The following is a 23,015-nucleotide window of genomic DNA, read 5'->3' as shown; positions in this document are numbered from 1 at the left end:
AGCTTAGCCTTTCAGAACGTTTTCGACCTCTTTGATGAAATCCGCGCCGCGCTTTTCAAAGCTGTCATATTGATCAAAGCTTGCTGCGGCGGGGGCCAACAACACGGTCTCGCCCGGCGCAGCTTCGGCATGAGCACGCGCCACGGCCAGCGCCATGCTGGTGCAGACTTCGGTATCAACGCCGCTGAGCTGCATGGCAAATTGCGCCGCCTCTCGGCCAATGACATAGGCCTTGCGCACATTCCCAGCGGCGCTGGCCAGCGCGCCAACCCCGCCTTCTTTTTCCAGCCCGCCGCAAATCCAGCGGATGTTTTCATAGGCAGAAAGCGCCTTCATGGCGCTGTCTACATTGGTGGCCTTGCTGTCGTTCACATAGGTCACGCCGCCTGCTTCGGCGATGATCTGACTGCGATGCGGCAGACCTGCAAAGCTGGCAAAGCCCTGCTCGATCACCCGTGGGGCCAGCCCCAGCGTGCGGCAGACCGCATAGGCAGCGCAGGCGTTTTGATGGTTATGCGCGCCGGGCAGCCCTTTGATCGGGCGCAGATCAACCGATCCGACCTGACGCCCCTTGCGATATTCACTGAGAAAGCCCTTGCGCGCAAAGACATGCCAGCCGGGGCCGGTCAGCTTTTGCGCCACCGAAATGCGGATCACCCGATCATCCCCGCCCCCTTCGGCAAGCTGCCCGGCCAGATACAGCCCCTCGTCCTCGTCGATGCCAATGATCGCGCGGTCCGGCCCGCCTTCGGCGAACAGGCGGCGTTTGGCGGCAAAATAGCCACCGGGGCCGCCGTGCCGGTCCAGATGATCCGGCGAAAGATTGGTGAAAACCGCGATGTCCGGCGTCAGGGCGCGCGCCAGATCGGTTTGATAGCTGCTCAGCTCCAGCACAATCACATCGCCATCGGCAGCGGGATCGATATCCAGAACACCGCGACCAATATTTCCGGCCAGTTGCGTGTTGCGCCCCGCTTCGCTCAGCACATGGTGGATCAGGGCCGAGGTGGTGGATTTGCCGTTCGATCCGGTCACCGCCACCACTTTGGGGGCGACGTCCATCTCGTGCCAATCCGGCGTCGCGAAGGATCGAAAGAACAGCCCGATATCATTGTCCACCGGCACGCCTGCGGCAAGCGCAGCCTTCACGACCGGGTTTGGCACCGGATAAAGATGCGGAATGCCGGGCGAAACGATCAGGCTCGCCACGCCTTCAAATGCCCCGCTGGCCTTCAGATCGACAATCGCAAAGCCTTCGTCTTCGGCTTTGCTGCGCGCAGCTTCATTGTCATCCCAGCACAGCGGCACTGCACCGCCCGCATGCAGCGCCCGCGCGGTGGCAAGACCCGATCGCCCCAACCCCAAAACCGCAACCTGCGCCCCGTCAAATCCGCGAACAGGGATCATGTTTACCGTACCTTCAGTGTCGCGAGGCCAATCATCGCGAGGATCAGAGAAATGATCCAGAAGCGGATCACGATCTGCGGCTCGGCCCAACCTTTTTTCTCATAATGATGGTGGATCGGGGCCATCAGAAAGACCCGCTTGCCGGTGCGTTTGAAATAGAGCACCTGAATGATCACCGAGAGCGCCTCGACCACAAAAAGGCCGCCGACAATGCCCAGCACCAATTCATGTTTGGTCGCTACGGCAATGGCCCCGAGCGCGCCGCCAAGCGCGAGCGAGCCTGTGTCGCCCATGAACACCGCAGCGGGGGGCGCGTTATACCACAAGAACCCCAAACCGCCACCAATGAGCCCGGCGCAGAAAATCAGAATCTCGCCGGTGCCGGGCACGTAATGCACATCAAGGTATTCGGTAAAGTCGACCCGCCCGACGGCATAGGCAATGACACCCAGAGCGCCGCCCGCGATCATGCAGGGCATGATGGCAAGGCCATCGAGCCCGTCGGTCAGGTTCACCGCATTGGCCGCGCCCACGATGACAAACATCGAAAACGGCAGGAACAAGAAACCAAAATTCAACAACAGATCCTTAAACACCGGCAAGGCGACTTGGTTTTGCAGCGCTTCAGGATGCAGGGTTGTCGCCCAATATCCGGCGATGCCGGCAATGATAAAGCCCAGCAAAAGCCGCATCTTACTGGACACACCTTTGGTGTTCTGCTTACTGACCTTGGCATAATCATCGGCAAAACCAATCAGCCCATAGGCCAGCGTGACAAAGAGCACAATCCAGACAAACCCATTGTCCCAGCGCGCCCAGAGCAGGGTCGAAGTGACAAGCGCCCCCACGATGAGCAGCCCGCCCATGGTCGGGGTGCCCGCCTTGCTGAAATGCCCCTCAGGGCCATCATCGCGGATCGGCTGCCCCTTGCCCTGACGGCGGCGCAGCACGTTGATCAGCGGACGTCCAAACAGAAACCCGAACACCAGCGCGGTGAAAAACGCCCCGCCAGCGCGAAAGGTGATGTAGCGGAACAAGTTGAAAAAGTCGCCGCCATCCGAAAGCGCTGTCAGCCAGTAAAGCATTAGGAGTTTCCTTCATTCGTATCCGGCGCGGGATGACCCAAATTGCGGATCGCGTCAACCACGCGCGCCATCCCCATGCTGAGAGAGCCCTTGGCCAAAACCACATCCCCTGCGTCCAGATCCTGCGCCAAACGCTGGGTCATGTCGTCAGCCGTTTCGGTCCAGCGGCCGCGTTGATGCTCTGGCAGGCGGGCATGCAATGCCTTCATCAAAGGCCCGACGCAATGCACACGGTGGATCTTGGCCATGGCCGGATAATCCGCCACAGCCTGATGCAGCGCGACCTCTTGCGGGCCAAGTTCTTTCATGTCGCCCAAATAGGCGATCCGCCGCCCTTGCCGGACCCGCCCGATATCATCGGTCACGGCGGCACTGGCCAAAACATTGAGCGACGCTTCCAGCGAGGCCGGGTTGGCATTATAGGCGTCATCAATCAATTCAATGGTCGGGGTTGGATCAGCCTTATCCAGCGCAATCACTTCGCGGTGCCCGCGCCCGGCTCCGGGCTGCCAAGCGGCCAAATCCCCCAGCGCAATCGCCCGGTCCAGCCCCAGCGCCTGCGCGGCTGCGAGGACCGCCAATGCGTTCATCGCGTAGTGCGCGCCGGGGGCGGCGACTTTGAACAGCAGCGGAGATTTGCGGTGGCTGGCCTCTGCCACGGTTGCCGATTTGCCCACTGTGGCGGCCGTAAGCTGATAGGACAGCCCCGGGCTTTGCCCAAAAGAAACCAGGCGTTTGGCGTGCTGTGCGGCCTTGGCCTTCAAAATCGGCGTAACCGGCAGATCGCCGTTGAAAATCGCTGTGCCATCAGGCTCAAGCCCGTCAAAGATCGAAGCTTTTTCATGGGCGATGCCCTCAATGTTCTCAAAGGCTGCCAGATGCGCCGGGGCCACCGTGGTGATGATCGCCACATGCGGACGCGCCATTTTGGCCAGCGGCGCAATTTCGCCCGGGTTGCTCATGCCGATTTCGATTACAGCAAATTCCGTGTCACGCGGCATACGCGCCAGCGTCAGCGGCACGCCCCAGTGGTTGTTGTAACTGGCTTCGGCCGCATGGGTGCGCCCCTGCCCGGACAATGTGCTGCGCAGCATTTCCTTGGTCGATGTTTTGCCGACCGACCCGGTGACAGCCACAACCTTGCCCGCCATCCGCGCCCGCGCCGCGCGGCCAAGATCTTCCAGCCCGGCTTGCACATCGTCCACCAGCAGCAGGGGGGCATCCTCTGCAACCCCCTCGGGAATGCGGCTCACCAAAGCGGCGGCGGCCCCGTTTGCAAGCGCCTGCGCCACAAACTCATGCCCATCCCGCACCGCCTTGAGCGCTACAAAAAGATCGCCCTTGGCAAGCGTGCGCGTGTCAATCGAAATGCCCAGGCAGCCCCAATCGCCGGTGGCGCGCCCGCTGGTGGCCTTGGCGGCCTCTTGTGCGGTCCAAAGCATCAGGCCATGCCTCCGTCCAAGGCAGAAACGGCCACGCTGGCCTGCTCTGCGTCATCAAAGGGCAGGATGTCATCGCCGACTATCTGTCCGGTTTCATGGCCCTTGCCCGCAATCAACAGCGCATCGCCCGGCCCCAGCGCATCAACGCCGCGCAAAATCGCCTCGGCGCGGTCGCCGATATTCATCGCCTCTGGCGCGCCTTCCATCACCATTTCACGGATATGGGCCGGATCTTCGCTGCGCGGGTTGTCATCGGTGACAAACACCATGTCGGCAAATTCTGCCGCAGCGGCCCCCATTAAGGGGCGCTTGCCCGCGTCCCGATCCCCGCCTGCGCCAATGATCGCCACCAACCGCCCCATGACATGGGGACGCAGCGCCTGCAGGGCCGTGGAGATGGCGTCAGGCGTATGGGCGTAATCGACAAAAACCGCCGCACCATTGCTGCGCGTGGCCGCCAGTTGCATGCGCCCGCGCACCGTTGTCAGCGCGGGCAACACTTCGAACACGCGCTCCGGATCCGCGCCACAACCAATCGCCAGCCCCGCGGCCAGCAGCACATTTTCGGCCTGAAATCCGCCGATCAGCGAGAGGCGCGTCTGATAGCTTTTGCCATGAAAACTAAAGCGCAAATCCTGCCCGGTGGCGTCAAAACGCTGCGCCTGAATCTCGATATCCGCGCCATGCCGCCCAACCGTCAGCACATCCTGCCCGCGGCCTTTGGCGATGGCCGCCATATCGGTGCCGCGCATATCGTCAATATTGATAACGGCGGTGCCATCTTCGGGCAAAACCCGCGCGAACAACCCGGCTTTGGCATCAAAATAATCGTCAAAGCTGGCGTGATAATCCAGATGGTCTTGGGTAAAATTGGTAAAGCCCGCTGCCGCGAGCTGCACGCCATCAAGGCGGCGCTGCTCAAGCCCGTGAGAGCTGGCCTCCATCGCCGCGCAGGCAATGCCGGCCTGCTGCGCCTCAGCGAGGGTGCGGTGCAATGTTATCGGTTCTGGGGTCGTATGTTTTAGCGGCGCTTGATAATCGCCTTCCACCCCTGTGGTGCCCAGATTGATCGCGGGCAGGCCCATTTCCTGCCAGATCATGCGCAGAAATGTCGACACCGAGGTTTTGCCGTTGGTGCCCGTGACCGCCGCCACCACAGAAGGCTGCTGCCCAAACCACAGGGCGGCCGTATAGGCCAGCGCCTGCCGCGGATCTGCGCAGATCACCAGCGCCGCGTCTGAGGCCGCCAATTCACTGTCTGCAATGCGGGCCCCTTCTGCGTCGGTCAGAATGGCGCTTGCGCCCATGCGCAGGGCAAACTGAATGAATGTCGCGCCATGGACGCGCGTGCCGGGTAAGGCCGCAAAGAGATAGCCCTCTTTCACTTCACGGCTATCGACGGCAATGCCGGTGATGTCGGGGTTGCGCCCGGCTGCGCCCGTCAGCCCCAGTTCAGAAAGTGCCTTTGCCTGCGCTGACATATACTGCCCTTGCTCCCCTGCCCATCAAGGGCGTTATTGTGATGCGAGGGTTATATCAGTCAATGCCACGGGTTCAACTTGTGGACGCAAACCCAACAGTGGGGCCACGCGCTCCACAATCTCGGCGGCGACCGGCACTGCCGTCCAGCCAGCGGTGCGACGCGGCTCATCCCCAGAGGTCTCTACTGGCTCATCCAAAGTGACGATCAAGACGTATTTCGGATCATGCGCCGGAAAAACCGAGGCAAATGTATTGATCACCTTGTCGTCGTAATAGCCGCCCGTTGGCTTGGGCTTGTCCGCTGTGCCGGTTTTACCCGCCACGAAATAGCCGGGGACCTCCCCAAAGCTGGCGGTACCTTCGGTAACAACCTTGCGCAACATCTGCACCGACTGAGCGGCAACCCGCTCACTCAGCACACGCGGGCCGTTCTGAGGCGCAGACTGACGCAGAATCGTGGGTTTGACCAACCGCCCGCCATTGGCAAGCGTCGCATAGGCGGCCGCCAAATGCAGCGGCGTGCTCGACAGCCCGTGCCCATAAGAGACCGTCACCGCCGACAGATCCGTCCAGCGCGCCGGCAGCAAGGGCTTGCCGCCGCTGGCCTCAACAATTTCAATCGGGGTTGGCTCAAAAAAGCCGATGGACTTAAGGAATTCCTGCTGCCGCGTTACGCCAATGTCCAGCGCCATGCGGCCCGTGCCGCGGTTGGAGCTTTTGACGATGATATCCGTGACCGAGAGCTTGCCGTAATTCTTGTTCTGAAACTCGCCAATGCGATGCCCGCCAACCTTCATCGGCCCTTTGGTGTCAATCACGGTTTCAGCCGTGACCAGCCCCAGCTCAATCGCTTGCGCCGCAGTGAAAATCTTGAAGGTCGAGCCAAGCTCATAGACCCCCTGAAGGGCACGATTGAACAGCGGGCTGTCCGCCGCATCGCCCTGTGTGAGCGGACGGGGGCGATTGTTCGGGTCAAAGTCTGGCAGCGAAACCAGTGACAGCACTTCGCCCGTGTGCACATCCATCAAAACAGCGGCGGCACCTTTGGCATTCAGCAGTTTCATGCCGCCATACAGTACCCGTTCGGTGGCCGCCTGCACGGTCAGATCCAGCGATAGGGTCAGCGCCCGCCCGCCATTGGCCGGATCGCGCAGCACCTCGTCGAATGTTTTTTCCACCCCGGCGACGCCGATGACCTCAGCGGCATTCACGCCCTCGCGGCCAAACCCGGCCCCGCCCAGAACATGCGCGGCCAGCTTGCCGTTGGGGTAAAGCCGCATTTCACGCGGACCAAACAGCAACCCAGGGTCACCAATGTCATGCACCAGCTGCTTTTGCTCGGGGCTGAGTTTTTTGCGCACCCAGAGGAATTTCCGCTTGCCGGTAAAGTCCTTCAGCAGGCGCTGCTCGTTCAAATCCGGGAAAATTTCGACCAGCGCTTTGGCAACGCCCGGCTTGTCGATCATCTGTTGCGGCTGCGCATAAAGGCTGAAGGTCTCAAGGTTGGTCGCCAGAATGCGCCCCTTGCGGTCCACGATATCGGCGCGCTGCGCCAGAATGCGCGCGCCCGTGGCGCTGGCGCGGGGCTCTTCGGCTTCGCTATGGGCCAAGGCCCCCATGCGCAGGCCGATGACGGCAAAACCCGCCAGAAAGGCTACCCCAAGCACCAAAAGTCGCCCTTCAGCACGGAGGCGTGCGCGGTCGCGCATCTCTTCGTGGCGTTTGCGGATGTTTTCCTTTTCGATGGCGTCGGGATTTTCACCGCGCGCCCGCGCGCGCATGATTGTGGCCAGGGGCCGCAGCGGCTTGCGGATCATCACATGCCCTCCTGGCTGGAGACCTCAACGATGCCATCAATGGTGACGCTGCCCATCGGCGGATAGGCCACCTGCTGGATCATGCCAAATTGGTCGGGGCGCAGCGGCAGCAGCTGCAGGCGCTCAAAGTTCAGCTCTGCCAGATCCCGCAGACGGTCCGGGCGGTTCAGATAGGCCCATTCCGCTTTTAGCACCGCCACGCGATTGCGCGCCGTGCCGATTTCGCCTTGCAGGCGCTCGATCTCGCCCAGAGCCTCTTGCGTGGCGTAATTCTCGCGATAGGCCCAAAACGCCAGCGAGATCACAAAAAGCACCGTCATCACATAAACAAGGCTGCGCATTATCTACGTCTTCCCGTTGTTTTCGCCGTTAACATCGGCATACCAATCATCTTGCCATCCACTTCGCCCGCTGGCGCGTCCGTGCGCCGGGCAATCCGCAACTTGGCGGAGCGGCTGCGCGGGTTCTCGGCCAATTCCTGATCATCCGGGCCGACGGCCTTGCGGGTCAAAAGCTCAAATGCGGGCTGATCTTTCACCTGTTCGGGCGCATAGCGGTTGCCACCGCCGGTGCGGCCTGATCGCGCCTGCATGAACTTCTTGGCCATGCGGTCCTCGATCGAATGAAAGCTCACAACCGCCAGCAGGCCGCCGGGTTTCAGCGCCCGTTCTGCGGCCATCAGACCCCGGAACAACTCGCCATATTCATCATTGACGGCAATGCGCAGCGCCTGAAAGCTGCGGGTGGCCGCATGGCTTTGCCCCGGCTTGGTGCGAGGCAGGTTTTTTTCAATTAATTCAGCAAGCTGCAGCGTGGTCTTAAACGGCTGCGCCGCCCGATCGCGCACAATCGCGCGGGCGATGCGGCGGCTCGCGCGCTCTTCACCGTAATGATAGAGAATGTCTGCGATGTCTTCTTCGCTTGCGCCATTCACTAGGTCAGCGGCCGACGGGCCATCCTGGCTCATGCGCATATCCAGCGGCCCGTCGCGCATAAAGGAAAAGCCGCGCTCAGCCTGATCCAGCTGCATCGAGCTGACGCCCAGATCCAGCACCACGCCATCAAGGTTCTGCGCATATTCATCCATACGCGAGAAGACGCCTGCCACCAGTTCGATCCGGCCATCATATTGCCCGATCCAATCCGCCGCCATCTGAAAGGCCAGCGGATCACGATCAACGCCATAGACCATGTCGGCGCCCGCCTCGAGCAGGCCCCGCGTATAACCGCCCGCGCCAAAAGTGCCATCCAGCCAGCGCCCCTGAACAGGCGAAACGCCCGACAACAGCGGGCGCAACAAAACAGGGACATGGGGGGCATTCGGCGTGTCGGGGGCCTTGTCCGTCATCCCTCAGCGCTCCTTTTGCTGATCAAGGAAAATCAGCGGGTCAATATCATCAGGCAAGTCTTCCAGCCATTCTTCGGTCTTGGACAGCTCATCCTGTTCATAGGTTTCCGGCTTCCAGATCTGGAAGGTGTCGCCGGCAGCGATAAAAAAGGCTTCTTTCTCAAGGCCAATTTTCTGACGCAGCTTGGCGGGCAGAACCAGGCGCCCGGTTTCATCTACTGCGGTCGGAAAGGATTGACCGTGAAACAGACGCTGCAGCATCTTACGCTCCATCGAGCCGCGCGGCAGAGCGTCGATCTTGTCATCGACTTCTTCGATCGCTTCGATGGTATAGCATTCTAGGTAATTTCTGCGGTGATCGCCATAAACAATGACCAATTCGGGCGTTTCGCCGGATTTCCAATTGGGATCAGATGCTTCGAGCACACGGCGAAACGAGGCCGGGATTGAGACCCTGCCCTTTGCGTCCACCTTATGTTGGCTCTCGCCTCTGAATCTGCGTGCCACTGCCTGACCCGCCCCTCTTGTTGTCACCTGATCCGCAAGCCCTTGAAACGAAACGGCGGATTGAGCTGCTGCCACTGCCCAATCCGCCGCCCTCGTCCCGCATTGCGGGGTATGTCCAGCTGCGCGCGCCACCTGGGGGGATGTCTGCTCGCTCGCGCGCCGGATCTCTTGGTTCGATAAAATCGGTGCCTGTATGAAACCTGACTTAGGATTTTTATTTCGGGATCTTTAGTTGCCCCGTTTTTTATCCCGACCTCATCGTAGGTCTATGGATGACATGACTTTGGCCACAAATCAACAAAAAAATGGGAAACCATGGGAAAAAACTGCACCAGATGGGAGCTACATCGCTTGCATGCACCGCCAATTCGCTTCGATACGTCAATATGCGGTGCCACTACTGGACATTTTGTCCATATATAGTAAAAAATGCACATACTGAGTTTCCCTAAAATTCCCGCAATATTCGCATTCATTCGTAGAAACATGTTCTGATTTCGGGCCTTATGGCCCTCAACCCTTCAAACAGACGCGATTATTGAAGGCTGGGCCATGTACGGCCCATGTTTTCCCATGACGCATAGAAATGTGCCCTTTTCACCCGCTTTTCCCCATAAAACCCCAATAAAACCATGCAATTCCCTTGCCAAAACGCCAAAACAGTCCAACCATGGGGCAACAACACGCGGGAAACCCGCACAACCGAGGCCAGCAGCAACCGGTGAAACGAAAGATGACGGTACAACTTCCCCTCAATCTCGGGCGCGCACCCAAAGGTGAGGTACGCAGTCAATTCTCTGCCCTGATCTACCGCATCCATCAGGGAAAGGTGCAATTCCTGCTGATCACCACGCGCCGCACCAAACGCTGGATCGCGCCCAAAGGCTGGCCGATGGGCAATATGCGTCCGGCGGATGCCGCAGCGCAGGAAGCCTGGGAAGAGGCTGGCGTCAAGGGCAAGACAAGTGATCAGTGCCTCGGGGTGTATACCTACGTCAAACGGCAGGACAGGGCCCCAAACCTGATGGTGGCCGTCATGGTCTACCCGATGAAAGCCAAGACGCTACACGACAAATTTCCAGAAGCGGGGCAACGCCGCCGCAAATGGTTCAATCGCAAGAAAGCCGCCAAGCTGGTCCATGAACCCGAGCTGGCCAAGATCATTCTGACCTTTGATCCGCGCAACCTGCGCCACTAGCGCAGGTCGGCGCCTGATCGCCAACTTGAAGCGCCCATTCAGGCGGCATATATGATAAGGCATCCACGCAGAGCTGAGACATGATCCAATTTTCTCTGAAATGCGCCCAGGGCCACCAGTTCAGCAGCTGGTTCCAAAGCGGCGCTGCCTTTGACAAACTCAAGAGCGCCGGCATGGTCACTTGTGCCGTTTGCGGCGCAACAGAGGTGGAAAAGGCAATCATGGCCCCGCGCGTGCGCGCGGCACGCTCGGCTGTGTCCGGCCTCGGCGAAACCGAGCAGAGCCCTGCCCCACAGCCCGTCGAAAAAGCAGCCGACAAGGCACTGCCGCTCAGCACCCCGCAAAGCGAGGTGGAAAAGCGCATCGCCGAAGTCAGAAAAGCGGTGGAAGCGAATTCTGATTACGTCGGTGACAATTTCGCCAGCGAGGCCCGCGCGATCCACAGCGGGGATTCCCCCGAACGCGCCATTTATGGCGAGGCGAAACCTGACGATGCCCGCGCGCTGATCGAAGACGGCATTCCTGTGCTACCCCTGCCGTTTCGCCCGGGTCGCAAATCCAACTGATTCCCGCGCAAGACGGCGCAGCACCCTGCCGCAATAAAATTCTGCTAAATTGGACAGCACGTTGCCCTGCGCCGCAGATAGCGGAAGCGCGGCGCAACAAATGTTATTCTTTTGCCGCTGCGCTGCGGTTTGGCACCCCCTGAACGCTTGTTCTTCGCGCGCCCAGCGCGTAAACCGCCCTGCAACTTAGAACGTCAAAGGCAGGACAAAACGCCATGCCCACATTGGTAATGAAATTCGGCGGCACCTCGGTCGCCAATCTGGATCGCATTCGCCGCGCCGCCAAGCGCGTCGGGGTCGAGGTGGCCAAAGGCTATGACGTGATCGTCATCGTGTCGGCCATGTCCGGCAAAACCAATGAGCTGGTGGGCTGGGTCAATGAAACCTCGCCACTGTTTGATGCCCGCGAATATGACGCGGTTGTCAGCTCGGGTGAGAATGTCACCGCGGGCCTCATGGCGCTCACTTTGCAGGAAATGGACATCCCGGCCCGCAGCTGGCAGGGCTGGCAGGTGCCGGTCAAAACGACGTCGGCCCATGGCCAAGCGCGGATCGAAGAGATCCCCACCGACAATATCAACGCCAAATTCGGTGAGGGCATGAAAGTGGCGGTTGTCGCCGGTTTCCAAGGCATCAGCCCCGAGGGCCGCATTACCACGCTGGGGCGCGGTGGGTCTGATACGACAGCGGTGGCCTTTGCAGCGGCCTTTGATGCAGAGCGTTGCGATATCTATACTGATGTTGATGGCATCTATACGACCGATCCGCGCATCTGTACCAAGGCGCGCAAACTGGACAAGATCGCCTTTGAAGAGATGCTGGAACTGGCCTCGCTGGGCGCGAAGGTTCTGCAGACCCGCTCGGTTGAGATGGCGATGCGCTACAAGGTCAAGCTGCGGGTGCTCAGCTCTTTTGAAGAACAATCTGACGAGGCAGGAACGCTCGTCTGTGATGAGGATGAAATCATGGAATCCAACGTAGTTGCCGGTGTCGCCTATTCCCGTGACGAAGCGCAGATGACACTTCTGTCCGTGGCCGACCGTCCGGGCATTGCCGCCACCATCTTTGGCAAATTGTCCGACGCAGGCGTCAATGTCGACATGATCGTGCAGGACATCTCTGAGGAAGGGCGTACCAACATGACCTTCAGCCTGCCCAACGATCAGGTGGCCCGCGCCGAGATGGCCATGAACGAGTTGAAAGGCAAAGAACTGAACTACGACCATTTGCAGGTCGAAGCGGACGTTGCCAAAGTGTCGGTTGTCGGCATTGGCATGCGCTCGCAATCCGGTGTCGCCGCCAAGATGTTCAAAGTGCTTTCGGACGAAGGCGTCAACATCAAGGTTATCACAACATCAGAAATCAAAATTTCTGTGCTTGTAGACCGGAAATACATGGAACTTGCAGTCCAAGCCCTGCATGATGCATTCGAATTGGACAAAGCGGCCTAAGCTTCGCGCCCTGATCGGCGCAGACAGCTGCGCCGACAGGTAAAAGAATATGGTCGAGAGAACCCACAGCGAGAGTCGCAAACTGCTGGGGCGTCTGCGTGACGCCATGGCCGAAGACAGTGCTGGCCAAGCGCGGCTTGACAAGATCACTCGCCTGATCGCCAGCTCGATGGGCACTGAAGTGTGCTCGATCTATCTTTTCCGTGATCCTGAAACCCTCGAACTTTGCGCCACCGAAGGCCTGAAGGCCGGGGCCGTGCACCAGACGCGCCTGCGGATGGGCGAAGGTCTGGTGGGTCGCGTTGCCAAAAGCAGCGATGTCGTAAACACCGCTGACGCCCCGGCTGAGCGTGGCTTCCGCTTCATGCCGGAAACCGGCGAAGAGATCTATGCCTCCTTCTGCGGTGTGCCGATCCAGCGTCTGGGCGAAAAGCTCGGCGTTCTGGTTGTGCAGTCCAAAGAGGCGCGCAACTTTTCCTCAGACGAAGTCTATGCGCTCGAAGTTGTCGCCATGGTTCTGGCCGAGATGACCGAACTCGGGGCCTTTGTGGGCGAAGGCGCTGCACTGTCTCCGCTGCACCAGCAGCCGATCTCCATTCCCGGCGGCACCGCCCAGGAGGGCGCGGCCGAGGGACATGTCTGGCTGCACGAGCCGCGCGTGGTGGTCGCCAACCCGATCGCCGAAGATCCCGAAGTGGAACTGAAGCGCCTGAAAGACGCCATTGAAACGCTTCGCGTGGGGGTGGACGGCATGTTGGCCGGGGCCGCAGGCGGCGACAAAGAGCAGCTTCAGGTGCTGGAAGCCTACCGCATGTTCGCCAATTCCAAAGGCTGGCTGCGCCGGATGGAGCAGGACATCGCGCAGGGCCTCTCTGCCGAAGCGGCGGTGGAAAAAGAACAGTCCATCGCCCGCACCCGCATGTCCAAGGCCAATGATGCCTATCTGCGCGACCGGCTGCACGATCTGGACGATCTGTCCAATCGGCTGCTGCGTATCCTGACCGGACAAGGCAAAGACACCGGCGCTGAGATGCCCGATGACCCAATCCTCGTGGCGCGCAACATTGGCCCGGCAGAACTCTTGGAATATGATCGCAAGCTCAAGGGCATCGTGCTTGAAGAAGGATCGGTCGGCTCCCATGCCGCCATCGTGGCGCGGGCGCTGGCCATTCCGCTGGTCATTCACGTCAAAAGAATTACCACCGAGGCGCTGAATGGCGATCACATCATGGTTGATGGTGATCAGGGCATCGTGCATCTGCGTCCCGACGATTCCGTCAGCACGGCGTTCCGTGACAAGATCGCAATGCGCGCCAATGCGCAGGAACGCTATGCCTCGATCCGTGACAAACCTGCCGAATCCCTGGATGGTCGCCGCATCAAATTGCAGATGAACGCCGGCCTTATGGCGGATCTGCCCTCGCTGGCGGGCTCTGGCGCCGAAGGCGTTGGACTGTTCCGGACCGAATTGCAGTTTCTGATCCGCAATCAGATGCCCAAACGCACCGAATTGGCCGAGCTTTACGCCCATGTGATGGATCAGGCCGGCGACAAACAGGTGGTGTTCCGGACGCTTGATATCGGGTCGGACAAGGTGCTGCCCTATATGGCCCCGCAGGATGAACCCAACCCGGCGCTTGGCTGGCGGGCGATCCGCGTTGGTCTGGACAAACCGGGTGTGTTGCGCATGCAGTTGCAGGCCCTGCTGCGCGCTGCCAAGGGGCGACCCCTGAAGGTGATGTTCCCTTTCATTGCCCAATATGATGAATTCAAAGCCGCCCGCGCCGAGATGGACAAGGCCGTCGCCCGCGAGCTGCGTCTGGGCCATGCCATTCCCAGCCAGCTTGATGTTGGCTCGATGCTGGAAACCCCCTCATTGGCCTTTGCGCCGCAAAAGTTCTTTGAGGAAGTGTCGTTTATTTCCATTGGCGGCAACGACCTGAAGCAATTCTTCTTTGCGGCAGACCGCGAGAATGAGCGCGTGCGCCGCCGCTATGACACGCTGAATGTCAGCTTTCTGACCTTCATCGAAGGCATCGCCAACCGCTGCCGCAGCACCGATACCCCGCTGAGTTTCTGCGGCGAGGACGCGGGTCGCCCGATCGAAGCGATCTGCTTTGCCGCCATGGGGATCCCGACACTGTCAATGCGCCCGGCCTCTATCGGACCGGTCAAAAGCCTGATCCGGCGGACCAATCTGGTTGAGCTGAAAGAGGTGATTGTGGATGCGCGCGAACGCGGCGAGCAATCGGTGCGCCCGGCGGTGATGGAATACTTGCGCCAGCAGGGCCGCGACTGACCGTCGCCCCGGCCTAGGCTGCGGGGCTGGCCAATTCCGGCCGCAGCTTGCGGCGGAATTGCTCCACCAGCATGGCGTGCGGTACATCGGTCTCAATCGCAAGCCGCCGCAGCCCGAAATGCACATGGGCGATTTCGCGGTAATAATTCACAAATGCATAGTTGGTTGCGGCCCCGGCGGCGGCGCCGAGCACCGGCACGGCTTGCGCGGCCAGCTTTTGGCCGAGCACCGTGGCCAAACGCGGCGCAACCCATGCGGTCAGCTTTTGCAGCCCGCCGCTGGACAGCGCCATCCGCGCGCCCAGAAAGCCGAGATCACTGTTGTCATCATCAGACAACGGGCCAGAGGCGGCGAACACCTCGATGCAGTCAAATTGAATATTCTCAGCACTGGGATCAAAGCCATAGTCCTGCGCCACATCCTGAATGGCGCGCAGCAAAATGGTTGTCGTCACCGGCAGCTCTGCCAGCGCGGAGGGCAGCCCACCTGCCCCGCCTGCCATGCCGATGGTGGTGGCCAGCGCCGTGTGCAGCCAGCCATTTTGCGGTGCCCCCACAATCCGCCGAGAGCCATTGGCCGCCTTCATGGCCTGCTTTAGCGCCAGTTCGGTGGCATCCTGCAAGCGATTGCGCACCGGCTCGGGCAATTTGTCAATAAGACCGTCTGCCGTCCCGCCCAGCAAGTTGAGCACATCAATGGCCAGACCGCTGGCCCCGCGATAGCGCAGCACAAGCGCATCAAGCTCGGCATCCACATCTGGTTTTGCGGTGTTACGCGCGGTGTCAGGGTTTTGTGTCATAACGGCCTCCACGGTACTACGTGGGCGCGCAGGGACAGTTTTCAAGCCTTGCCCCACGCCCGGACAGCACCGCCAACCCCGTCCCAGGCCCCGGCCCGCAACGCCAGCCCCAGAACACGGGCGGGGTTTGTGGGCGGCGGCATTGTGACTTGCGGCAAGGTCTGAAAGCCAAAGCGCTCATAATAGGGGGCGTCCCCAACCAGGATCACTCGCTCCCAGCCCAGATCCTTGGCGCGCGCCACGCTTTCCCGAATGAGAAAGCCGCCCAGACCTTCGCCCTGCCGCGTCGGGTGCACAGCAACAGGCCCCAACAGGAGCGCCGCGTGATCTGCGCCGACATGCACGGGCCAATAGCGAATGGCCCCGGCTAGAATGCCGTCAGCATCGCGCGCCACCAGCGCTAGTTCGGCAACGCGCGGCACACTGTCCCGCAGCCGGTAGGACGACAGCGCCTCGCGCCCGGGCGCAAAGCACAGGTCATAAAGCGCTTCGACTTCCCACCAATCGGCCTCTGTTTCTTGTGACAGGTGAAACACCTTGGCGGTCCCTCATGCGCGCGTTCGTGATTTTATGGTGGCACCGGCAGTAGCACGGCGCTACCTCTTTGCCAAACGTGAAGGAGCGAAAAAATGTTTTACCGCCCGCAGGATGGCCATGGTTTGCCCCATAGCCCGATCAAGGCTATTGTTGCGCCACGCCCGATCGCCTGGGTGTCGACCCGCGCCAGCGATGGCACGCTGAATCTGGCCCCCTATTCCTTTTTCAACCTGATGGCCGACACGCCGCCGCAATTGGTGTTTGGCTCCACCGGAAGCAAGGCAGATCAACGCGAAAGCAAGGACAGTGTCAGCAATATTCGCGACACGGGTGTTTTCTGCGTCAATATCGTGCCGCAAGTGCTGCGCGATGTCATGAACGTCACCACCGCGCCGCTGCCCAAAGAGGTCGATGAGTTCGCCAAGGCCGGGCTGACCCCCGCCGCCTGCGAGGCGATTGACTGCCCGCGCGTGGCCGAGGCCCCCGCCAGCCTGGAATGCACGCTCAGCGAGATCATCCGCCTTGAGGGCGAGGCCAATTTCATGGTTTTGGGCAAGGTGGTCGGCATTCATATGCGCGACGAATATATCCACGATGGCATCTTTGACATCACCAAGGTGCAGCCCCTCACCCGGCTTGGCTATCGCGACTACAGCTATGTGTCAGAGGTGTTTTCGCTCGACCGCCCCGATCAGAGCTGATGTAAAAAACCCGGCGCTTGGCCGGGTTTTCTATTTTCAAGTTCTGCAACTTAGTGCCCGCCGAGAATGCCTGTGCGTACGCTGTAATCAGCGGCGATCTCATAATCTGGGTCATCATCACTGTCGATCATCAGGTGGCCCGCGCGGGTCAAAAGCTCATGACAATCGCGGCTGAGGTGGCGCAGGGTCAGCGTTTTGCCCGCCTCCTCATATTTGCCGGCAACCGTTTCAATCGCCTGCAACGCGGATTGATCCACCACGCGGCTGTATTTGAAATCGACAATCACGCTGTCGGGGTCCTGGGCGACATCAAATAGCTCGACAAACCCGTCGGTGGAGCCAAAGAACAGCGGCCCCTGAATTTCATAGACCTTAGCGCCCTTGTCTGTGGCGCTTTCGCGCGTGAGCGCATGGATGCGGCGCGCGTTGTTCCAGGAATAGGCCAAGGCGCTGACAATCACGCCCACAACCACAGCAATCGCAAGGTCGGTGGCCACGGTCACAACCGTCACCAGCACAATCACAAACGCATCCATCAACGGCACTTTGGTCATGATCTTGAGCGAGTTCCAAGCAAAGGTGCCGATCACAACCATGAACATGACCCCGACCAGAGCCGCAAGCGGGATCTGTTCAATCAGCGGGCTGGCCGCCACGATGAAAAGCAGCAGACACAGCGCCGCAAAGATCCCGGCAATGCGGGTGCGCCCGCCGGATTTGACGTTGATCATCGACTGGCCAATCATCGCGCAGCCGCCCATGCCACCGAAAAAGCCGGTCACAACATTGGCCGCGCCCTGCGCGATACATTCCTGCGACGCGCCGCCGCGTTTGCCGGTGATCTCGCCCACCAGGTTCAGCGTCAGCAAGCTTTCGATCAGACCAATCGCGGCCAGGATCACCGCATAAGGCAGAATGATCTGGAAGGTTTCAAAAGACAGCGGCACCATCGGAATATGAAAGCTCGGCAGGCCGCCCTCGATGCTGGCCATATCGCCCACGCGCGGCACATCCAGCCCCAGCGCAATCACCAGAATGGCGACAATCCCAATGCCCGCAAGCGGTGCCGGGATCACATTCGTCAGCTTGGGCATACCCCAGATGATCAGCATGGTCAGCGCGACCAGCCCCAGCATCAGAACGAGTTGACCGCCCGCCAACCAGTCAGCCCCGCCACTCGCCGGGTCGCGGAACTGCGTCAGCTGCGCCAGGAAAATCACAATCGCCAGCCCGTTCACAAAGCCCAGCATCACCGGGTGCGGCACCAGCCGGATGAATTTGCCCCATTGCATCACCCCGGCCAAGACCTGCAAAATGCCCATCAAGACCACCGTGGCGAACAGATATTCCACCCCGTGTTCCGCCACCAGCGCCACCATCACAACCGCCAGCGCGCCTGTCGCCCCGGAAATCATCCCGGGACGCCCGCCAAAAATCGCGGTGATCAGACCCACCAGAAACGCAGCATACAGCCCCACCAGCGGGTGGACCCCGGCGACAAAGGCAAAGGCGACAGCCTCGGGCACCAGCGCCAGCGCCACGGTCAGACCTGACAGAAGTTCGGTGCGCACGCGCGCAACGGACCAGCCTTCGTCCTGCATGATCGACAGGTTGGGCGGAGAAATATTTGAGGCAAAATTTGCCCAGACAGCGCGTTTCATTCGGGACGTCCCATCAGCAATAAAGGATTGGCATTTTGCGCCCCGCCTATCGGAAAACCCCTTTGTCCACAAGGGCGCGGGCCAGATTGGCGCAGCGCGGGGGGAATTGCGCGCGAAGTGGTTGCATCCTTGCACGGAGCGCGCAAAGACTACGGGCAGAACACCAACAGGAGCGAGCACGTGAGCGCGGATACACCCACATCCCCAACTGAAACCATGATTGCCGTAATCGGCGGGTCGGGCATTTATGACATCGACGGCTTGGAAAACGCCCAGTGGACCCGGGTGGAGACGCCCTGGGGGGACCCATCTGACGAGATCCTCACCGGGTCGTTTGACGGCGTTAAAATGGCGTTCCTGCCCCGCCACGGGCGCGGGCACAAACATTCGCCCTCAACCGTGCCCTATCGCGCCAATGTCGACGCGCTGAAACGCCTTGGCGCCACTGACGTGATTTCAGTCTCGGCCTGCGGATCATTCCGCGAAGAAATGGCCCCCGGCGATTTTGTCGTGGTGGACCAGTTCATCGACCGCACCTTTGCCCGCGAAAAATCCTTTTTCGGCACCGGCTGCGTCGCCCATGTCAGCGTCGCCCACCCCACCTGCCCGCGCCTGTCGGACGCCTGCGAGACCGCGGGCAAGGCCGCCGGCATCACCATGCATCGCGGCGGCACCTATCTGGCGATGGAGGGTCCGCAGTTTTCCACATTGGCCGAAAGCAAGATGTATCGCGAAAGCTGGGGATGTGATGTCATCGGGATGACCAATATGCCCGAGGCGAAACTCGCCCGAGAAGCCGAGCTGTGTTATGCCTCCGTCGCGATGATCACCGATTACGACAGCTGGCACCCGGACCATGGCGAAGTGGATGTCACCAAGATCATCGAAACTTTGATGGGCAATGCCGACAAAGGACGCAATCTGGTGAAACGCCTTCCCGCGCTGCTGGGGGCCGAGCGCACGCCTTGCGCACATGGCTGCGACCGTGCCCTGGAATTTGCCATCCTGACCGCCCCCGAGGCCCGCGACCCGGCCCTCGTTGCCAAGCTGGATGCGATTGCAGGCCGCGTGCTTGGCTAACACCAATTCAGCGCAGCAGGCCGGGCACCGAAGGGCTTGACGCCCTGCCCGGCCGCTGTCTTGACTGGCTGTGTGGTAACTCGGAGCTGACCGTGCCGTTTGATCTTTGGATAACTTTCATGGCCGCCTCTTTGGCGTTGCTTTTGATCCCCGGGCCCACCGTGCTCCTGGTGTTGTCTTATGCGCTGTCACAGGGGCGCTCGGTTGCTTTGGCCACCGCCGCCGGGGTCGCCGTGGGGGATCTGATCGCCATGACGGCCTCGCTTTTGGGTCTAGGCGCGCTGGTGCTGGCCTCAGCTACTGCTTTTACCGTGCTCAAATGGGTGGGTGTGGCCTATCTTCTCTACCTCGGACTGCAGCTTTTGCGCAGCGCCGAGCGCACCACTTTTGATCGGGTAAATGCAGCGGACGGCACCTCAGCACGCGCGGTCTTTGGCCATGCGGCGACCGTGACCGCGCTGAACCCGAAAAGCATCGGATTTTTCATCGCCTTCGTGCCGCAGTTCATCACCGCCGATCAGCCCATCGCGCCGCAATTTGCCATCATGATCGCGTCTTTTGTGAGCCTCGCGGCGGCCAACGCGCTGATCTATGCGCTCTTGGCTGACAAATTGCGTCGCCAGATTGCGCGCCCAAAAGTGATCAGAAACCTGACCCGCTTTGGCGGCGTCGCGCTGATCACCATGGCCACGATGACCGCTACGCTGCGCCGTTCCGCCTAGGGAATACCGCATAAAAACAGGGCTTTGCCCTTGCAAACGGACCGAGGATCAGCGACATAAATCTGCAATCAGGAGGCCCCCATGCGCAAAAGCAGTGACGTCAAAGATTACATCCGCACCATCGTTGATTTCCCGCACGAGGGGATTTTGTTTCGTGACGTGACCACGCTCTTTGCCGATCCGCGCGGCTTTCGCATGGCGATCGACCAAATGTTGCACCCCTACGCGGGCGAGCGGATCGACAAGGTGGTGGGGCTTGAGGCGCGTGGGTTCATCCTGGGCGGGGCCATCGCCCATCAGCTGAGCGTCGGCTTTGTGCCGATCCGTAAGAAAGGCAAACTGCCGGGCACCACCATTTCACAGGACTACAAACTGGAATACGGCGAGGCCATTGTCGAAGTGCACGACGACGCCATTCAGGCCGGTGAAAAGATCCTGCTGGTGGATGATCTTCTGGCCACCGGCGGCACCGCCGAAGCAGGGATAAAACTGGTGGAGCGTCTGGGCGGCGAGATCCTCAGTTGCGCGTTTATCGTTGACCTGCCGGACCTTGGCGGGCGCAAAAAGCTGGAAGGCCTTGGCATGGATGTGCAGGCGCTCTGCGCGTTTGACGGGCTTTAACCTTCGGCAAAAATCACGCCGGGGTTCATGATGCCATGCGGGTCCAGCGCGGCTTTCACCGCCCGCATCATCGCCAGTTTTCCCGGATCGCCATAGCGCAATAGGTCTGACGTTTTCAGGCGTCCAACCCCGTGTTCAGCCGAAAAAGCCCCGTTATGCGCGGCGACAAGATCGTGCACGATCCGCTTAAGGTCGTCCTGCATATCCTTATAATCGCTGCGCTTTTTCCCCTCGGCGGGAAATAGATTAAAATGCAGATTGCCGTCGCCAAGATGTCCAAAACAATTGATCCGCAGATCAGACACTTTGGCCAGAGCGGCCCGCGCCTCAGCGACGAACGCCCCGATGCGCGCAATCGGTACGGAGATATCATGGCTGCTGATCGCGCCGATCTTGCGATTGGCCAGCGGCACGCTTTCCCGCAGGCCCCAGAACTGCTGCCGCTGCTGCTCTGACGTGGCGACCGCGCCGTCCTGAACAAGCCCCGCTTCCAGCGCATTGACAAACAGCGCCTCAATCGCCTCCCCCGGCGCACCCTGCTGTGACAGACCCAATTCAATCAGCACGCACCACGCAGGCGCTTCGGCAAACGGCTGGCGCATCTCGGGGAAAGCATGGGCCAAAAAATTCCAGCTTTGCTGCTGCATGAGTTCAAAGGCGCTGATCTGTTCACCGAACTGGCCGCGCGCCAGAGACAAGAGCGCAACCGCCGCCTCGGGGTCCGGCACCACCAGAAACGCCGTTTCATACGCGGCGGGGCGCGGAAACAGTTTGAGGCTGGCCGCCGTGATGACCCCCAATGTGCCCTCGGCCCCGATCAGCAGGTTTTTTAGGTCATAGCCCGTGTTGTCTTTGCGCAGCTCTGACAGGCCGTTCCAGAGGGTGCCATCGGGCAGCACCGCCTCAAGCCCCAGACACAAATCGCGCGCATTGCCATAGCGCAGCACGTTAAGACCGCCGGCGTTGGTCGCCAGATTGCCGCCAATACGCGCGCTGCCCTGCGCCGCCAGCGACAGGGGAAACAGCCGCTCTGCCGCCTCTGCGGCGGCCTGCACATCTGCCAGGATCGCCCCGGCCTCAGCGACCATCACCGCCGAGGCGGCATCGACTTTGCGTATGCGCGCCATCCGCTCCAGCGACAGGATAAGCGGCTCTGCGCCACCACGCGGCATCACCTGCCCGCCCACCAGCCCGGTGCCGCCGCCATAGGGCACCACCGGCACATGCGCCGCGTGGCACGCCTTCAGAATGGTGGCAACCTCCTGAGTGGTCTTGGGCAGGGCCAGAATGCCGCCGATGCCCTCTATGCGCGCGCGCGGCTCTTCCAGATACCGCGGCTCAACCGGCCGCAGGGTATCTTGCGGCAGGTGCGCGGACAGTGCGGTTATGAAATCGGTGTCAACGGAACGCAGGCTCATGGCCCATGCCTATCATGCCGGGCGCAAACCGCTAGGGGGGCGAGAGGAATTTTGGCCGCAAAACCACAATCTTGCGCTGATCTGGCAGGCTGCGGAGCGACACGGTAAGCTCATGGCCCACGTCCCGGTCGATCACATAGGCCTCGGACATGCCGGTGAGAAAGGCGTTCAAGGTGAATTCCTCAAACCAATGCATCGGGATCACGATCGAGGCTTTGAGCCGGTTGAGGATCCGCATCATCGTCGGCAGATCCACCGTGCGCCCGCCATCGACAGCCGCCATCACCACATCCAGCCGCCCCAATGCCGCATATTGCGCTGCGTCCGGTTCATGATGCAGATGCCCCAGATGACCAATGCACAGACCGGCGACTTCAAAAATGAAAATTGAATTGCCGTTTTCCTCCACCCCTATGCCCGACCGGATGTCGGTAGGCACATTGCGCACCAGCATTTCGCCCAAATCCAAGTGGTGGCTGGCTGGCACGCCATTGCTGCCCCAGCCCTGCAGCACATGCGGGATCGCCGGGTCGGGCACCGGCGTCCAGTGGCTGGAATGGGCATGGTTCATGGTGACGACATCGGGCAAAAACGGCGCACTGCCCGTAAATCCGGTGAAATCCGTCACAGCCGACAACCCACCCTCGGTCTGAATCAAAAAGGCCGAATGGTCGATGTAGCGGATGCGCACGCTGTCCTCGGCCACCGGGGTGTGAAAGCTGGCCTGATGCAGATAGGTCAGCCCCGGCGCGGCATTGGCAAGGGCGATGCAGTGACTGGCGCGGCGGGCAGCGCCCTCCTGCGCACTTGCAGGACCTGCAAAGGCGATCGCGACAGCGAACATAAATAAGCGTATGACATCCGGCATGGCGGC

At 60.7% G+C, this 23,015-nt stretch carries 21 protein-coding genes; 8 read left to right on the top strand and 13 right to left on the bottom strand.

Going from position 1 to position 23,015, the window contains the following annotated elements:
- Positions 1 to 3 precede the first annotated feature (3 nt).
- The 8 genes from murD to mraZ are packed head-to-tail and all read right to left on the bottom strand — an operon-like array spanning position 4 to position 9,088.
- On the bottom strand, positions 4 to 1,407 hold the full coding sequence (gene murD, locus N6L24_RS01420; RefSeq protein WP_271842857.1) for a UDP-N-acetylmuramoyl-L-alanine--D-glutamate ligase: 1,404 nt from the start codon (positions 1,405 to 1,407) through the stop codon (positions 4 to 6).
- A 2-nt stretch (positions 1,408 to 1,409) separates the two neighbouring features.
- A complete protein-coding gene (gene mraY / locus N6L24_RS01415; protein WP_271842856.1) occupies positions 1,410 to 2,492 on the bottom strand; it encodes a phospho-N-acetylmuramoyl-pentapeptide-transferase in 1,083 nt (360 codons plus the stop codon).
- Positions 2,492 to 3,937: a UDP-N-acetylmuramoyl-tripeptide--D-alanyl-D-alanine ligase gene (locus N6L24_RS01410; RefSeq protein WP_271843456.1), complete on the bottom strand. Its 1,446-nt coding sequence runs from the start codon at positions 3,935 to 3,937 to the stop codon at positions 2,492 to 2,494. Before N6L24_RS01410 ends, mraY begins: the two co-directional genes overlap by 1 nt.
- Positions 3,934 to 5,415, bottom strand: a complete 1,482-nt coding sequence (locus N6L24_RS01405) for a UDP-N-acetylmuramoyl-L-alanyl-D-glutamate--2,6-diaminopimelate ligase (RefSeq protein WP_271842855.1) — start codon at positions 5,413 to 5,415, stop codon at positions 3,934 to 3,936. Before N6L24_RS01405 ends, N6L24_RS01410 begins: the two co-directional genes overlap by 4 nt.
- A 33-nt stretch (positions 5,416 to 5,448) precedes the next feature.
- Complete coding sequence (locus N6L24_RS01400) at positions 5,449 to 7,233, bottom strand: peptidoglycan D,D-transpeptidase FtsI family protein (RefSeq protein ID WP_271842854.1); 1,785 nt, start codon at positions 7,231 to 7,233, stop codon at positions 5,449 to 5,451.
- On the bottom strand, positions 7,233 to 7,574 hold the full coding sequence (gene ftsL / locus N6L24_RS01395) for a cell division protein FtsL (protein ID WP_271842853.1): 342 nt from the start codon (positions 7,572 to 7,574) through the stop codon (positions 7,233 to 7,235). The genes N6L24_RS01400 and ftsL overlap by 1 nt, the downstream gene beginning before the upstream one ends.
- Entirely contained in the window at positions 7,574 to 8,581 is a 1,008-nt protein-coding gene (gene rsmH / locus N6L24_RS01390; protein ID WP_271842852.1) for a 16S rRNA (cytosine(1402)-N(4))-methyltransferase RsmH, read from the bottom strand. The genes ftsL and rsmH overlap by 1 nt, the downstream gene beginning before the upstream one ends.
- 3 nt (positions 8,582 to 8,584) lie before the next feature.
- Positions 8,585 to 9,088 carry a division/cell wall cluster transcriptional repressor MraZ gene (gene mraZ, locus N6L24_RS01385; protein WP_271842851.1) on the bottom strand — a complete coding sequence of 168 codons (504 nt, stop codon included), beginning with the start codon at positions 9,086 to 9,088 and terminating at the stop codon, positions 8,585 to 8,587.
- Between the two features lie 733 nt (positions 9,089 to 9,821).
- Here mraZ and N6L24_RS01380 point away from each other — a divergent pair.
- The 4 genes from N6L24_RS01380 (at position 9,822) to ptsP (ending at position 14,602) form a co-directional block, all read left to right on the top strand.
- Positions 9,822 to 10,286, top strand: coding sequence for an NUDIX hydrolase (locus tag N6L24_RS01380; RefSeq protein ID WP_271842850.1), 465 nt, complete (start codon positions 9,822 to 9,824; stop codon positions 10,284 to 10,286).
- A gap of 80 nt (positions 10,287 to 10,366) precedes the next feature.
- A complete protein-coding gene (locus tag N6L24_RS01375; protein ID WP_271842849.1) occupies positions 10,367 to 10,852 on the top strand; it encodes a DUF1178 family protein in 486 nt (161 codons plus the stop codon).
- A 215-nt stretch (positions 10,853 to 11,067) separates the two neighbouring features.
- The gene (locus tag N6L24_RS01370) at positions 11,068 to 12,303 is read left to right on the top strand and encodes an aspartate kinase (protein ID WP_271842848.1); all 1,236 of its coding nucleotides are present in this window, start codon (positions 11,068 to 11,070) and stop codon (positions 12,301 to 12,303) included.
- 49 nt (positions 12,304 to 12,352) lie between these two features.
- Positions 12,353 to 14,602, top strand: coding sequence for a phosphoenolpyruvate--protein phosphotransferase (ptsP, locus tag N6L24_RS01365; protein ID WP_271842847.1), 2,250 nt, complete (start codon positions 12,353 to 12,355; stop codon positions 14,600 to 14,602).
- 13 nt (positions 14,603 to 14,615) lie between these two features.
- Here the strand turns inward: ptsP and N6L24_RS01360 are convergent, their stop codons facing one another.
- Together N6L24_RS01360 and N6L24_RS01355 are read right to left on the bottom strand one after the other, a co-directional pair.
- A complete protein-coding gene (locus N6L24_RS01360; protein ID WP_271842846.1) occupies positions 14,616 to 15,401 on the bottom strand; it encodes an EcsC family protein in 786 nt (261 codons plus the stop codon).
- Positions 15,402 to 15,442: 41 nt separating this feature from the next.
- Positions 15,443 to 15,937 (bottom strand): GNAT family N-acetyltransferase, encoded by a 495-nt coding sequence (locus N6L24_RS01355; RefSeq protein WP_271842845.1) that lies wholly within the window; start codon positions 15,935 to 15,937, stop codon positions 15,443 to 15,445.
- A gap of 93 nt (positions 15,938 to 16,030) precedes the next feature.
- On the opposite strand from N6L24_RS01355, the gene N6L24_RS01350 reads away from it, so the two are divergent.
- Positions 16,031 to 16,639 (top strand): flavin reductase family protein, encoded by a 609-nt coding sequence (locus tag N6L24_RS01350; RefSeq protein ID WP_271842844.1) that lies wholly within the window; start codon positions 16,031 to 16,033, stop codon positions 16,637 to 16,639.
- A 50-nt stretch (positions 16,640 to 16,689) separates the two neighbouring features.
- Here N6L24_RS01350 and N6L24_RS01345 read toward each other — a convergent pair whose 3' ends face one another.
- On the bottom strand, positions 16,690 to 18,300 hold the full coding sequence (locus N6L24_RS01345) for a SulP family inorganic anion transporter (RefSeq protein WP_271842843.1): 1,611 nt from the start codon (positions 18,298 to 18,300) through the stop codon (positions 16,690 to 16,692).
- 216 nt (positions 18,301 to 18,516) lie between these two features.
- On the opposite strand from N6L24_RS01345, the gene N6L24_RS01340 reads away from it, so the two are divergent.
- The 3 genes from N6L24_RS01340 to N6L24_RS01330 all read left to right on the top strand — a co-directional run bounded on the left by N6L24_RS01340 (position 18,517) and on the right by N6L24_RS01330 (position 20,723).
- Positions 18,517 to 19,380 (top strand): S-methyl-5'-thioadenosine phosphorylase, encoded by an 864-nt coding sequence (locus tag N6L24_RS01340; RefSeq protein ID WP_271843455.1) that lies wholly within the window; start codon positions 18,517 to 18,519, stop codon positions 19,378 to 19,380.
- A gap of 92 nt (positions 19,381 to 19,472) precedes the next feature.
- Positions 19,473 to 20,102: a LysE family translocator gene (locus N6L24_RS01335; RefSeq protein WP_271842842.1), complete on the top strand. Its 630-nt coding sequence runs from the start codon at positions 19,473 to 19,475 to the stop codon at positions 20,100 to 20,102.
- Positions 20,103 to 20,183: 81 nt separating this feature from the next.
- On the top strand, positions 20,184 to 20,723 hold the full coding sequence (locus N6L24_RS01330) for an adenine phosphoribosyltransferase (RefSeq protein WP_271842841.1): 540 nt from the start codon (positions 20,184 to 20,186) through the stop codon (positions 20,721 to 20,723).
- On the opposite strand, the gene N6L24_RS01325 is transcribed toward N6L24_RS01330, so the two are convergent.
- On the bottom strand, positions 20,720 to 22,141 hold the full coding sequence (locus N6L24_RS01325) for an FAD-binding oxidoreductase (RefSeq protein ID WP_271842840.1): 1,422 nt from the start codon (positions 22,139 to 22,141) through the stop codon (positions 20,720 to 20,722). The two genes, N6L24_RS01330 and N6L24_RS01325, sit on opposite strands and share 4 nt — an antisense overlap.
- 31 nt (positions 22,142 to 22,172) lie before the next feature.
- Positions 22,173 to 23,009: an MBL fold metallo-hydrolase gene (locus tag N6L24_RS01320; protein WP_271842839.1), complete on the bottom strand. Its 837-nt coding sequence runs from the start codon at positions 23,007 to 23,009 to the stop codon at positions 22,173 to 22,175.
- Between the last annotated feature and the right edge of the window lie 6 nt (positions 23,010 to 23,015).

It is taken from the genome of Cognatishimia sp. SS12, assembly GCF_028369055.1.
Lineage (GTDB): Bacteria > Pseudomonadota > Alphaproteobacteria > Rhodobacterales > Rhodobacteraceae > Cognatishimia.
The sequence above is the reverse complement of the archived record's forward strand: the minus strand, read 5'-3'. Positions and strand labels throughout refer to the sequence as shown.

Coding starts and splice junctions, on each gene's coding strand:
- N6L24_RS01405 (WP_271842855.1), bottom strand. CDS start 5,415: ATGTCAGCGCAGGCAAAGGCACTTTCTGAACTGGGGCTGACGGGCGCA.
- N6L24_RS01370 (WP_271842848.1), top strand. CDS start 11,068: ATGCCCACATTGGTAATGAAATTCGGCGGCACCTCGGTCGCCAATCTG.
- mraY (WP_271842856.1), bottom strand. CDS start 2,492: ATGCTTTACTGGCTGACAGCGCTTTCGGATGGCGGCGACTTTTTCAAC.
- N6L24_RS01325 (WP_271842840.1), bottom strand. CDS start 22,141: ATGAGCCTGCGTTCCGTTGACACCGATTTCATAACCGCACTGTCCGCG.
- N6L24_RS01345 (WP_271842843.1), bottom strand. CDS start 18,300: ATGAAACGCGCTGTCTGGGCAAATTTTGCCTCAAATATTTCTCCGCCC.
- N6L24_RS01400 (WP_271842854.1), bottom strand. CDS start 7,233: ATGATCCGCAAGCCGCTGCGGCCCCTGGCCACAATCATGCGCGCGCGG.
- murD (WP_271842857.1), bottom strand. CDS start 1,407: ATGATCCCTGTTCGCGGATTTGACGGGGCGCAGGTTGCGGTTTTGGGG.
- N6L24_RS01375 (WP_271842849.1), top strand. CDS start 10,367: ATGATCCAATTTTCTCTGAAATGCGCCCAGGGCCACCAGTTCAGCAGC.
- ftsL (WP_271842853.1), bottom strand. CDS start 7,574: ATGCGCAGCCTTGTTTATGTGATGACGGTGCTTTTTGTGATCTCGCTG.
- N6L24_RS01340 (WP_271843455.1), top strand. CDS start 18,517: ATGATTGCCGTAATCGGCGGGTCGGGCATTTATGACATCGACGGCTTG.
- N6L24_RS01360 (WP_271842846.1), bottom strand. CDS start 15,401: ATGACACAAAACCCTGACACCGCGCGTAACACCGCAAAACCAGATGTG.
- N6L24_RS01380 (WP_271842850.1), top strand. CDS start 9,822: ATGACGGTACAACTTCCCCTCAATCTCGGGCGCGCACCCAAAGGTGAG.
- rsmH (WP_271842852.1), bottom strand. CDS start 8,581: ATGACGGACAAGGCCCCCGACACGCCGAATGCCCCCCATGTCCCTGTT.
- N6L24_RS01350 (WP_271842844.1), top strand. CDS start 16,031: ATGTTTTACCGCCCGCAGGATGGCCATGGTTTGCCCCATAGCCCGATC.
- ptsP (WP_271842847.1), top strand. CDS start 12,353: ATGGTCGAGAGAACCCACAGCGAGAGTCGCAAACTGCTGGGGCGTCTG.
- N6L24_RS01320 (WP_271842839.1), bottom strand. CDS start 23,009: ATGCCGGATGTCATACGCTTATTTATGTTCGCTGTCGCGATCGCCTTT.
- N6L24_RS01330 (WP_271842841.1), top strand. CDS start 20,184: ATGCGCAAAAGCAGTGACGTCAAAGATTACATCCGCACCATCGTTGAT.